14 protein-coding genes and 1 pseudogene are annotated in these 10,337 nt (G+C 65.3%); 1 reads left to right on the top strand and 14 read right to left on the bottom strand.

The features are described 5' to 3' along the window. The first annotated feature begins 273 nt into the window (after window positions 1-273). Window positions 274-891, top strand: a complete 618-nt coding sequence (locus tag ABEL04_RS09560; protein ID WP_375802165.1) for a Uma2 family endonuclease — start codon at window positions 274-276, stop codon at window positions 889-891. 24 nt (window positions 892-915) lie between these two features. On the opposite strand, the gene cas2e is transcribed toward ABEL04_RS09560, so the two are convergent. The 14 genes and pseudogenes from cas2e to ABEL04_RS09490 all read right to left on the bottom strand — a co-directional run. Next, window positions 916-1,320, bottom strand: a complete 405-nt coding sequence (cas2e, locus tag ABEL04_RS09555) for a type I-E CRISPR-associated endoribonuclease Cas2e (protein ID WP_375802164.1) — start codon at window positions 1,318-1,320, stop codon at window positions 916-918. A 110-nt stretch (window positions 1,321-1,430) separates the two neighbouring features. Then, on the bottom strand, window positions 1,431-2,309 hold the full coding sequence (gene cas1e / locus ABEL04_RS09550; protein WP_375802163.1) for a type I-E CRISPR-associated endonuclease Cas1e: 879 nt from the start codon (window positions 2,307-2,309) through the stop codon (window positions 1,431-1,433). A 200-nt stretch (window positions 2,310-2,509) separates the two neighbouring features. After that, entirely contained in the window at window positions 2,510-2,776 is a 267-nt protein-coding gene (locus ABEL04_RS09545; protein ID WP_375802162.1) for a YgiT-type zinc finger protein, read from the bottom strand. A gap of 46 nt (window positions 2,777-2,822) precedes the next feature. Continuing rightward, complete coding sequence (locus ABEL04_RS09540) at window positions 2,823-3,098, bottom strand: type II toxin-antitoxin system MqsA family antitoxin (protein WP_375802161.1); 276 nt, start codon at window positions 3,096-3,098, stop codon at window positions 2,823-2,825. Beyond that, window positions 3,083-3,442 carry a DUF4258 domain-containing protein gene (locus ABEL04_RS09535; protein WP_375802160.1) on the bottom strand — a complete coding sequence of 120 codons (360 nt, stop codon included), beginning with the start codon at window positions 3,440-3,442 and terminating at the stop codon, window positions 3,083-3,085. The genes ABEL04_RS09540 and ABEL04_RS09535 overlap by 16 nt, the downstream gene beginning before the upstream one ends. A 51-nt stretch (window positions 3,443-3,493) precedes the next feature. Beyond that, complete coding sequence (gene cas6e, locus ABEL04_RS09530; protein WP_375802159.1) at window positions 3,494-4,264, bottom strand: type I-E CRISPR-associated protein Cas6/Cse3/CasE; 771 nt, start codon at window positions 4,262-4,264, stop codon at window positions 3,494-3,496. Between the two features lie 27 nt (window positions 4,265-4,291). Beyond that, a complete protein-coding gene (gene cas5e, locus ABEL04_RS09525; protein WP_375802158.1) occupies window positions 4,292-5,035 on the bottom strand; it encodes a type I-E CRISPR-associated protein Cas5/CasD in 744 nt (247 codons plus the stop codon). Further along, window positions 5,035-6,303 (bottom strand): type I-E CRISPR-associated protein Cas7/Cse4/CasC, encoded by a 1,269-nt coding sequence (gene cas7e / locus ABEL04_RS09520; RefSeq protein WP_375802157.1) that lies wholly within the window; start codon window positions 6,301-6,303, stop codon window positions 5,035-5,037. The genes cas5e and cas7e overlap by 1 nt, the downstream gene beginning before the upstream one ends. A 54-nt stretch (window positions 6,304-6,357) precedes the next feature. Then, a complete protein-coding gene (gene casB / locus ABEL04_RS09515; RefSeq protein WP_375802156.1) occupies window positions 6,358-6,930 on the bottom strand; it encodes a type I-E CRISPR-associated protein Cse2/CasB in 573 nt (190 codons plus the stop codon). Then, entirely contained in the window at window positions 6,914-8,458 is a 1,545-nt protein-coding gene (casA, locus tag ABEL04_RS09510) for a type I-E CRISPR-associated protein Cse1/CasA (RefSeq protein WP_375802155.1), read from the bottom strand. The genes casB and casA overlap by 17 nt, the downstream gene beginning before the upstream one ends. A 135-nt stretch (window positions 8,459-8,593) precedes the next feature. After that, a complete protein-coding gene (locus ABEL04_RS09505; RefSeq protein WP_375802154.1) occupies window positions 8,594-8,917 on the bottom strand; it encodes a DUF2442 domain-containing protein in 324 nt (107 codons plus the stop codon). A gap of 22 nt (window positions 8,918-8,939) precedes the next feature. After that, the gene (locus ABEL04_RS09500; RefSeq protein WP_375802153.1) at window positions 8,940-9,224 is read right to left on the bottom strand and encodes a type II toxin-antitoxin system MqsA family antitoxin; all 285 of its coding nucleotides are present in this window, start codon (window positions 9,222-9,224) and stop codon (window positions 8,940-8,942) included. Further along, window positions 9,191-9,523, bottom strand: coding sequence for a DUF4258 domain-containing protein (locus ABEL04_RS09495; RefSeq protein ID WP_375802152.1), 333 nt, complete (start codon window positions 9,521-9,523; stop codon window positions 9,191-9,193). Before ABEL04_RS09495 ends, ABEL04_RS09500 begins: the two co-directional genes overlap by 34 nt. A gap of 43 nt (window positions 9,524-9,566) precedes the next feature. Continuing rightward, window positions 9,567-10,337 (bottom strand): annotated as a pseudogene (locus tag ABEL04_RS09490) (CRISPR-associated helicase/endonuclease Cas3); the annotation flags it as partial.

Genomic DNA, 10,337 nt, shown 5'->3' with positions numbered 1-10,337 from the left:
GGTCTATCCCCGCGGATGCGGGGCTACCCCTGCTACAGTTTGTCAGGAACCGGGCGCTACAGGCCCATCGTTCCGTGTATCGCTCCGGAAGAGCGACAGTCTGTCGCAGGGTGGATCGCAGTAGTCAAAATTGAGGACGCGTTCTCCCAATTGCAACCCTTCCAGACGGGCGGTGTGCGTTTCCGATCACGGCGCGTCCCAGCGAACCGACCACCGCTGCTCCTCGTTGCATCAAGTCCCACGTTGAACTGCGTCTCGCAGGGCCCCGCCGCCATGACTGAACTCGCCTCTCCCCCGGCCCCCGAGGTTCGTCCTCGACGCTTCACGTCCGATGAGGTGCAGGCCATGCTGGAGGCCGGCATTTTGCACGAGGACGACCCGCTCGAACTCATTGACGGCCAGCTCGTCGTCATGTCCCCAATCAACGACCCGCATATCGTTTGCATCAATCGCCTGAATACGCTCTTCAGCAGGTGCCTCGTTGAACACAACATCGACGACGTAGTCGTCAGTGTCCAAAATCCCGTGCGGATCGACGCACACAACGAGCCGGAGCCCGACGTAGTGCTCTCGACGAATCTCGAGGGCGCCCCGCGGCCCGACAACGTGCTCTTGCTGATCGAGGTGTCCGACACCACCCTGGCGTACGACCGCGACGTGAAGCGGCCCCTCTACGCCCGCGCCGGGATTCCGGAGGTGTGGATTCTCGACCTGGAAGCGGAGCAAATTGAAGTGCATCGCGCGCCGGACGACGACGTCTACCGGACCCGACACCTCCCCGGCCTCGACGACACGGTGGCCCCGGAGCGCCCGACATCGATCGGCGACCTTCCGGTGCGCGACATTCTCGGCGATCTACCGGAATCCGAGTCCGACGCAATGGAGACGTAACTGCAGTCGGCACCCCCTTCCCTCTCACGTCTCCGTTTCCAGCTGCTCCAGGTCAAGAAGTGTCGGGTCCTCCTCGTCGATGGACGGCTCCTCCACCTCGACCTGCTCCAGGAGTTCCTCCACGTCGTGCGCCTCCGTGAGCTCGCGATGCGTGAGCCACAGGCCCTCGTGCTCCACGAACTCCTTCTTCGGCCAGCCGAGGAGACGGATGCTCAGTTGTGAGGGCGCATCGGGGTTGCGCCAGAAGAGGACCACGCCCGCATCGTCGGGCAGCAGCTCGTTCCAGTCCATCATCACGCGCCACACCCGTTCGCGCACAGCCTTTTTCATCGTCGGCGCCACGTATACGCCGGGCGCGATCTCCTGCATGCACGAGGCGAGGAAGCCGTCGAACCGGCCGGGGGTGTTGCGCGTCACCGCGATCGTCATGGGAGGGGTATTGCGTGTTGCGTAGTGCGTATTGCGTGGCGAGTGATGCGTGAAACGTGATGTGTGAGGCGTGAAGGAGGGGGTTCCAGAACACATCACGGATCACGGCTTCACGCATCTCGCTCCAGCAGGTCTTTGATGCGGTCGATCATGTCCGGGATGACGTCTTCGTCGCGGAGCGTGGCCCCGGCCATCTTGCGGGTGATCGGCTCAATGTCGCGGCCCGGCTGACGCTCTACTTTTTTGGTGGCACGGAACGCGATGGGCAGGGCCGTGGAGCTGCGGAACAGGTCCGCCACGTCCAGCGCGAAGGCGTGGCCCGACGACTCGTGGATGAAGCCAAGCTCGGGCACGGTGCCGGTGACAGCCACCGCAATGCGGGACGCGGCGTAGACCGCCGTCACGGCGTGGTTAATGGCGTGGTTGACGGTATCGTTCGCGTCCGGATCGTTGCGGTCGTAGCGACGCCCGTTCCACTCCACCCCATGCTGGTCGGCCAGGTTCTGATAAACCTTTTTGACGCGCCGTCCCTCGATGCCGCGGAGCGAGTCGAGGTCGCGCTGGTGCGGCGGGAGCTCGCCCCCGAGACGAATCCGGTACATCTCGCGGGCCACGTCGACGCGCGTCTCCTCGTCGGCCCACAGCTCAGCGTGGCGCCGAGCACGGTCCGCACTGTCGGGGCCGAAGGGCATGCTCGTCGCATAGAGACGCACCCCTTTCGAGCCCACGGCGAGCAGGCCCGTGTCGCGGCGGGCGAGGATGCGGAGGGCGTCGTGGCTCACTACGCCGCCGGGGCCGAGCAGGATGTTGGAGACCTGCTGGTACGGGATGTCGTAGGCGCCGGCCTCCAGGTCGTCGAAGCCGGCGGTGGTAAAGACCAGGTTGCCGTCCTCCACGGCGAGGCGTCCCCGTTCCAGCCACATGAGCCCGTGGCGGTCGGTGTGGGGCACGCGGGCGGTTTCGAGGCCGAGGCGACCTTTCAGCGGCATCAGTCAATGGCGAGTTGCGAGTGGGGGCGTTCGAATTTGGAGTAGCGACGCACGTGCGGAGCGGGAGAGGTCCCTTTGGGGCCTGGCTGCCTCCGCTTCGGAAGAGGGTCCCGAAAGAGGAGTCACGAGCGCGTCGTATCGCGCAGGAGACCGGACCGGTGAGAGGAAAGATTGCCGCTCTACAAGGGACTAGGCCGCCCTTACACCGCTATTTTCTCGGGATCATAATCCCGCACAGTGGTGCCTCCTGCTGCCTCGGCTGCGTCCATCGCGTCGTCGAGCCCCCTCGACACGTGCTCGGGCAGAATCGCGTCCCCACAGTGTGAACAGACATAGGCCGGGACGTGCTTCACCACGAGCGTCGTGTCCCCCCGTTCGAGGGTCATTGTGGTCGTTCCCTCTTCGTACGTGCCCGTCGGGCAGTGCATGCACTGCATTCCCTCCGAGGTGGAGGCGGAACTCACCATGGGGTGAGCCTTGGCTGTAGCAAGAAAAACCAACGACGGCGTACCGTCAGGACGTGCTCTCGATCGATTCTCGAACCGGCTGGTATCGTCGACTCTCAAGCTCGACCCCTTCCGCTTCGGCCCGTTCAAGAATTTTCTGCAATCGATCGACCTCCTCGGCTGCGAGCAGGGAATTGCCGCACACGTCACAGACGAGGGCCGGCACCCCTTTCACGACCACGATGGTGTCGTCTCGTTCAAGGGTTTCCGTAACAGTGCCCGTCTCGTACGTGCCCTCTGGGCATTGGTGACAGGACTGTCCCGGTGTTAGGCTTGTCTCCACGTGTTCGTCTCGCTGGTCCACGTTTGTTTCCATCGGAATTGGTCCGTCCATTGAGTAGGATCGGGCTCGTAGGCTGTGATGACGGTCGTGCGTTGGGCGTCGTCATCATTGGACGCCACTACATGAACAGGTCGTCCCCGGTCGTAGGTCCCAAAGAGCGCCTCCCGATCCGTCCAGGTGAGGAGGAGCCGGGCCGTAGGTGTCGTCTCCGGATAAACGCGGAGGACCATTCCCTCCTGTAGGGCCTGCGTCACCTCCGCAACAGAGATCTCTCGGTCGATCAGGGCGCGCCGCGCATCTCCGGTGAAGGCAATATCGTCGTACGGCTTGGGGCAAGGCAACATCGTTCGTTCTTCGGTTTACCATCCATTCATACGTCCACCCCTCCCCACAGGTTATGCCCGGCGCACCTTCAGCATCCCGTACCCGAAGCTCTTGTGCCGCCCGATCCCGGAGCGGAGGAGGTCGAGGAACGCGCTACTGTCGGTGACCCGGAGCGTGCCGGTGAGCGTGACGTCGGGGCGCTTGATGGTGTCGGCGGTGCGGTCCGGGCCGGTGCGGCGCGTCATGCGCTCGATGGAGAAGCGGGTCATGCCGGCCGATTGCAGCTCGGCCCCACCCCGAATCTCAAACTGCCGATCCAGCCAGTCGCGGTACACCTGTTCGCGGCTAAGGTCCTCCTCTTCGGGCCGCGTCCAGGCCTCCGCCAGAAACGCGTCGAGCTCGTCCCCTTCCTCCCAGCGGCGCGTCTCCCCGTGCTGGTTCACCCCTTCGCCCGCCGATGCCTTGCGGACGACGGGGCAGGCGCGGAGCTCGAACTGGAGTTCCATGCCCTGTGGGAAGGTGTCCGGCATGGGCTTGGCAGCCAGTCGGTCCCAGTCGCAAATCTCGTAGACCGTGGGGCTGGCGTCGAGCTGGGCGCGGGACTGGAGCGCACCGGCGTCCGCTGCGGTGTAGCCGAGCACTCGGACCTGGCGGCCGTTCTGCAGTTCATCTTCGACCGAGTACGGCTGGGGGGCGTCGTTTTGAAAGAGCTCCTTCAACGCGCAGTGGACCAGGTAGCCGGTGTCGGTTTGGGCAAGGGGCAGGTGCAGCATCTTGCCAAGCGTGGTCAGGCCCTTGGCGTCGAGGCCGAGCTGCACCATGTGGAAGTCCGAATCGGACATGGGGAGAAATGCAGGAGTGAGAAGAGGTTACGTCTGCGGGCGCACGGTGCCGTTCACGATCCACCGTTCGCCGACGTGGATCTGGTTTCGCCAGTCGCGCCGGTCGGTGACGGGCTCGCGCATGTCTTCGTCCAGCGGCCCCTCGTCGGACGGACCGTCCGCGTCCGGATGGGTCGGCCACCAGGCGGAAAACGTGGGACCGTCGTCCGCCCGGTTGTGAAGGGGCGCGCGAACAAGGGCGTCGGGAAGCGTGTCGACCTGGGTCCGCTCCACAAACAGGGACTCGGCGGGGAGACACGGCTTGCGGCCGAGGAAGAGGGGCCGTGCGGGATGCTGCACAGCGGCTTCCAGATCGTCGAGCCTCGGCGACTCGTCTGGCGATTCCAGCGTGACCGCGACGGTGTGGACAGCATCGGCCCAGTAGTCGCGGTAGCGGATGTGCGTGCCATCGCTGGCGGAGCCCCCGGCGCGCGATTCGAGATGGCCGTAGGTCGTCCAGGCGCGGTCATCGTCCATGTAAGGTTTGGACAAGTCCACCGTCTGGTAGTCCTGGATCTGCCGGCCGCGGCGGTCCTGGCGCGAGGCGTAGCGGAGCCGCTCTTGCAGGCGTTCCAGGCGACCAAACTCGCTGTGGTCGAACCCCAGCGCGTTGCCCAGCAGCCCCGTCATCATCGACAAGGCCGGATAGGGCTGGATCTCGCCCTTCTGGTCCACGATGGGGGCCCCGAAGCTCATCAGCGGCGCGTCGAACCGAAGAATCAGAACGTCCATCATTGGCCTCGCTGGATTTGGTTCGCGGTCCAGTCGGCAATGTCGGGCACCGTGGTCGTGTCGGCCACCTTTAAGCGATCCGTGAGACCGTCCGTCGGCCCCATGGCCGCGAGTCGGCGGTCGGTTTGCACCCCGTACATCTGGTCGATCTCGTCGACGTATTGCCCCAGCTTTTCGTAGCTGTTTTCCAGCACGTTCTGGGTCGGAGCGGGTGACTGAAACGCGTTGGCCAGCGTGCGTGGCTGGGCGGTCCCGGCCTCGGCGAAGAGGCACTGCGCGTAGGAGTAAGGCGCGGTGGAGCCGAGCTTGGCCCCCGGGGAGACCGTGGCCATCAGGTGCGTGAACCGGCGCATCACTTCGGCGGCGAGGTCGGTGTTGCCGTCGGTCCAGTCGTCCTGGTCCACACCGGAGAGATTGGAGACGAGCAGCGGCACGTCCACGACGACGTAGCTGTAGAAGAGGCCGCTCGTGAGCTCCTGTGTGTTGATGTGCCCGGCGCCCAGCTCGCCGCTCTCCTCCGGTTCGTCGCGCCGCAGCTCATCGACGGCCGAGAAGTAGTCACTCTCACTCTCCTGGGCGTGCGTGGTGAAGGCATGCGCTACATGCACCGCTGCGTCGCCGCGGGCCAGCACGTCGCTGGTGGCCATTCGGCCGAACATGGCGGCGTCGAGCCCGCTGGCGAGCTTCAGGCCCTTAAGGTTCTTTTTGAGCTCCCGCTTCGAAAAGTCGCGCATCGCGTCCGCCGCGTCGCGAACCGTATCGCTGTCCGGCTCCCCGTTCTCGTTCCAGAAGACTGGAAAGTCGTCCCGCGCTGCTTCAATCTTCTCGGCGGCCAGCTCGCGCAAGTAGCGCATCTCCGGCACGCCGAAGATGGTGACCTGATTGGTGTCGATCATCTCTCTCGGCTCGTCGTCCTCGCCGGGGTGGATGAGCGTTTTGAGGTCCCGCTTTCCGGCCTTGTCGTCGGACAGAAGCCGCTCTTTGAGGGCGAAGGTGGCGGCCCGCACGAGCGGCGCTGGATGCCCGTCGTCGATGAGCGGCTGGACGAGGCGGCGCCAGAAGGTCTCCCGTGAGCGGAGCGACCGCGGCACGTCCATGTCGTAGAGGGCGTGCTCGCCATCGAAGTTTCTCCAGTGGTACTTGAGGCACTGCGACGAGACGCGGGTCCGTGTGGCCCCGCCGAAGGGGAGTTGCTTGGCAAAACCGGCGTCGTCCCTGTTCAGCAGCGTGCTCGGATAGGAGGTGAGGGCGTGGAGTTGGATGAACATGGATGTGTTGCGTATTGCGTAGAGCGTATTGCGTAAGTGAGATCGTCGGAGCAGTTAGTCGTCTTGCTCCTGAGCGTGGAGGGTGCGGTAGTAGGGTCGGGCGATGCGGAGGCGTACATCCTCGGCCGCCTCGCCGGACTGCACGAAGAGCAGCTGACGCACGTCGTCCCAGTTGGCCGGCTGCTGTTTGCTGGCGAGGTACTGGGCCATGCGGCGGAGGAGGACGGGCAGCGTCTCGTCGTCGGCCTCCAGAAGTCGCACGAAGCGGGTCTCCGACCATCCGGCCTCGGCGAGCGCCTGGCCGAGGGGCACGTCGTAGTCGTGGAGGCCCGCGCAGTGCGCCATGCCCATCAGGAGCGTGGCCCAGCGCTGCTCCCACGTCGTCTGGTCAAAGTCGTCGGGGGCCTCGTCCTGATCGAGGTCGAAGAGCACCTTCCAGAGCGTGGGAGTGACCGGCGTGTCCGGATCGATGCGGCGGAGAGCTGCCTGATCGGCATTTGACAGGCCCTGCTCGTTTTCGGGATCGAGCATGCCGCTGGCACGGCCGACGGCTTCCCAAGGAGGAATGCCCTCGTTCGTCGCCGGCGCTTCGGAATCGGAGGTCTCGGGGTCAGGCGGTTGCGGCATGAGGAGACGGGTCGTGTTTTGAAAAGGCGTGCGGAAGGGTGTTGCGGGCAGCGCCGTGGAAGATGGAGCGGGCGCTACTCCGGGCCCGCCAGTAGCGGGTGGATGAGGCGGGGGTGTGATCCTCGGCGTCCTCGAACTGGAGTTGGGCCTCCTCCCAGAGCAGCGACTGCCACTGCTCCAGGGCCTCGGTGTCGCTCATCCCGGCCGACGCCCAGAGCGACTCAAAGAAGCGCGCGTCCACAGCGCGGTCGAAGGCGTCGAGCCAGGGGCCCACGTCGTCGAACTCGATCGCGTCGGTGTCGCCCCCGCCCAGCAGCGTGCCGATGGCGGGGTACAGCACCGAGCGCTCCACGTCTTGGACCAGCTCGACGCGGTCCCGGGCGCGCTGGGCCAGCTGCTCGCGGCGAGACTTCTCGCGGAGCCAGCTGGACGTCGAGGCCGGAACGGGGACGATGCGGTGGTGGAGGCCTTCGGTCTTCCCCTGTCCCCGCACCAGCGCCTGGGCCACGAGGTAGACGTGTCCCTCGTCCGAATCGCGAAACTGGAGGGCTGGGGGGCGGGCGTACTCCCCCTCGAAGACGATGTCCTGCAGGCGGTCGTAGGTGAATCCCTCACCCGGCAACGTCAACGCCTTCCCGCCGCTCTTTTCAATGGGGGTCCAGGGGTCGCCAGTGTCGCCGTTGAGCGAATCGGGCGCGTCGACGCGCTGCCCCTTCGTGTTGGCCCGCCAGCACACGAGATCACCGTTTTCCTGCCGAAACCGGATGCGGCGACAGATTTCGAGGAAGTACGGATCGCAGTCGCTCAGCGGAATGGCGCTCTCTTTCGCTCCGTCCCACGGCTTGGTCCACAGCAGCGCGGGGCCGTCCAGCGTATAGCGATCGGTCAGCGCCTCACGCTCCGAGCGCAGCACGTCCACGTCGCACCGGAAGCGCTCGCCCCACGACAGATCGGTAGCAAGGCCGACCAGGGGGCGGTTGCCAAAACCCCCGTTCATCCGCACGATGCCGTAGTTGCCCCGGCCCAGAAAGCCCTCCATCGTCTGCAGCGTCACGAGCGCGTAGATCCAGTGCTCAGGCCGCGGGTGTCGGATGCGACGCGCCTTCACGTCGTGGCTCTTGGACGTGATGAGCACGTCGAGCTGGTCGGGCGTGGGCACGTCGGCCTTGTACCCGGCGTCGTCGAGCGACCCCTCCGGCACGGGCGACTGCAGAAACGCGGGCCGCGACACGTTCGGGACGACCAAGTGCCACGCCGCAGCTTCTCCGTCGGCCAGCCCGACCAGTGCGTCTCGCCATCCAGACACGTCCGAGGGCATCGTACCGTTGGCCTGCCGGGAGACCGCCATCGCAGCGAGTTGCACGAGGAAGCTGTGCCACGCCTGCTGCTGGTGGGACTGCAGCGCTTCGAAGCTGAGGATGTTGTCCTGTGTCAGCCGGTGCAGGATCTGGGGGAGGGAGTGGTCCCGCACGGTCTCGTCCGGCAGACGGACCCGAAAGAGCGGATCGTTGAGAAACGAGTGTGTCATGGAGAGGAGAATCGCGGTCCGAAAGGCAATGCGCGGAGGCAATCGTGGCGATGTGCTGCAGCGGGGCACGTCAAGATACAATGCCGCTGTACCCGGGCGGACATCTCGTGTCCGGATGCGAGCAGAACATGCGGGTCAGTGGTCGCCACCCTCAGATTCAGACGTGTGCTCGGCGGAGCGACGCCCAAGCAGAATCGACCGCACGCTCACGTACTCGTCCAGATCGGGCCAGTGCAGTCCCGCCCCGTGGCCGATGATTTCGTAGTTCTGGCGCTCGGCCTCACTGGCCTGTGAGAGGCGGGGCGACCACACCGTGGGCATGCCCAGGACGCGGCCGTCCTCCAGGTAAAGTGTGAGCATATCTTCCGTCACGTTCACCCGGTGGATGCGGGCGCGGTCCAACTCGTCTTCGAGCATCTGCCGCGTGAGACGCGATGTGCGATGATTGGTCTGCGACATTGAACCTGGGGAGGGTCTGCACTCACGCTGCCGCCTTCTCCTTGAAGGATCGGACCGCCGTATCGACGCCTGCCTTCTTCGCCGCCTCGTACATCTCGTCGAGTCGTCGTCCGATGGCCTCCGTATAGGTGACGTCGCCGCACGTGTCGCAAACAAGTGCGGGCACCTTCTTCACGACGAGCGTCGTTCCATTCCGCTCCATCGTTTTCGTGAAGGTGGACACTTGAAGTTGGCCCTCCGGACACACAATGCAGGAGCTGCCCTCCACGTCCTTCAACTGCGCCACGTATTCGTCGTATCGGTCCATGTCTTCTTCCATCGGAATGCGTCCTCCCACAGCGTGGGATCTGGTTCGTAGACAGTGATGATCCAAGTGATGCCCGAAGGCGTGTCGGCTGCTACCACGTGTATGGGCCGGCCACGATCGTAGGTCCCCGAGCGGGCCGGTCCCTCCACCCATCCCAGCACGAGGCGACTCTCGTACGGCTCGTCTTCCGGGTAGCGACGCAACACGAGCCCGTCTTGCAGCACCTGCCGGACCTCCTCGTACGTGACGTCCTCCTCATCACGGCGGTCGTCGGCATGTTCGCGGTAGAGAATGCGCATCGAGTCCGATCTGTCATGCCAGATGAACGATGGGAAACTGAGGTCACGATGTCGCTTCCGGTGTCAATCCGAAACGATCATACCGGAATGGTTGACCGCTGAACTGGAACGCGAAGCCCCCATCTCTGCTCGTCACGTCTGTCGCTTCCTCCGTCTCCGGCGGCTCGTCCAGTTGCCACTCGCTCACGGACAGCTCCTCGATGGCATCGCCGAAGGGACTCTCCACGGCCTCCGGGAGCAGAATCCGGTAGTCCTCCTGACCCAGCCGCGTCTTCGCCGTCTCCAGGTTGTCGGGAAACGGCTCGAGGCCGAATGGCTGATCGCGGTCGATGGTGACGTATCCGGCGGCCTGGCGGTCGGCCTGGCGGGAGCCGAGGACCCACTGTTCGTGCTGCCGCCACGACTCTGCGCCGTCCTGCACGATGGCCTGAAGGCGATCCGGGTGTGTAGCGCGCTCCACAAGGAGGCGGTTGTCCTCGGGAATCCGCCACGGCGCAAGGTCGTCGTTCGCCAGCACCTCCCACGTCGCCTCGATCGCGCGCAGGTCGCCGTAGACCGTGCCCAGCCCGTGCGGCCCGAACGCCTGACCGTCGCCCGAAATGTGCGACGCAAGGTCGCGCTCCTCCGGCGTGAGGACGACACACTGCGCGGTCTCGTAGCCCTCTGGGCGGTCCCGACTGTGCCGCTGGAGGCGCCCGATGCGCTGCAAAAGCACGTCCATCGGACACAGGTCGGTGATCATGAGGTCAGCGTCGAGGTCCAGGCTCTGTTCCACCGTCTGCGTGGCGACGGCGACAATGCCGCGGTTGGGCGT

The organism is Salinibacter sp. (assembly GCF_042218895.1).
Taxonomy (GTDB): Bacteria; Bacteroidota; Rhodothermia; order Rhodothermales; family Salinibacteraceae; genus Salinibacter.
The sequence above is the reverse complement of the archived record's forward strand: the minus strand, read 5'-3'. Positions and strand labels throughout refer to the sequence as shown.

Bases quoted from the DNA above. Each gene is read 5' to 3' on its own strand.
- ABEL04_RS09500 (WP_375802153.1), bottom strand. From the start codon at position 9,224: ATGGACCGATACGACGAATACGTGGCGCAGTTGAAGGACGTGGAGGGC.
- cas2e (WP_375802164.1), bottom strand. From the start codon at position 1,320: ATGACGATCGCGGTGACGCGCAACACCCCCGGCCGGTTCGACGGCTTC.
- casB (WP_375802156.1), bottom strand. From the start codon at position 6,930: ATGCCGCAACCGCCTGACCCCGAGACCTCCGATTCCGAAGCGCCGGCG.
- ABEL04_RS09545 (WP_375802162.1), bottom strand. From the start codon at position 2,776: ATGGTGAGTTCCGCCTCCACCTCGGAGGGAATGCAGTGCATGCACTGC.
- ABEL04_RS09505 (WP_375802154.1), bottom strand. From the start codon at position 8,917: ATGTCGCAGACCAATCATCGCACATCGCGTCTCACGCGGCAGATGCTC.
- ABEL04_RS09560 (WP_375802165.1), top strand. From the start codon at position 274: ATGACTGAACTCGCCTCTCCCCCGGCCCCCGAGGTTCGTCCTCGACGC.
- cas7e (WP_375802157.1), bottom strand. From the start codon at position 6,303: ATGTTCATCCAACTCCACGCCCTCACCTCCTATCCGAGCACGCTGCTG.
- ABEL04_RS09495 (WP_375802152.1), bottom strand. From the start codon at position 9,523: ATGCGCATTCTCTACCGCGAACATGCCGACGACCGCCGTGATGAGGAG.
- cas1e (WP_375802163.1), bottom strand. From the start codon at position 2,309: ATGCCGCTGAAAGGTCGCCTCGGCCTCGAAACCGCCCGCGTGCCCCAC.
- cas5e (WP_375802158.1), bottom strand. From the start codon at position 5,035: ATGGACGTTCTGATTCTTCGGTTCGACGCGCCGCTGATGAGCTTCGGG.
- ABEL04_RS09535 (WP_375802160.1), bottom strand. From the start codon at position 3,442: ATGTTGCCTTGCCCCAAGCCGTACGACGATATTGCCTTCACCGGAGAT.
- cas6e (WP_375802159.1), bottom strand. From the start codon at position 4,264: ATGTCCGATTCGGACTTCCACATGGTGCAGCTCGGCCTCGACGCCAAG.
- casA (WP_375802155.1), bottom strand. From the start codon at position 8,458: ATGACACACTCGTTTCTCAACGATCCGCTCTTTCGGGTCCGTCTGCCG.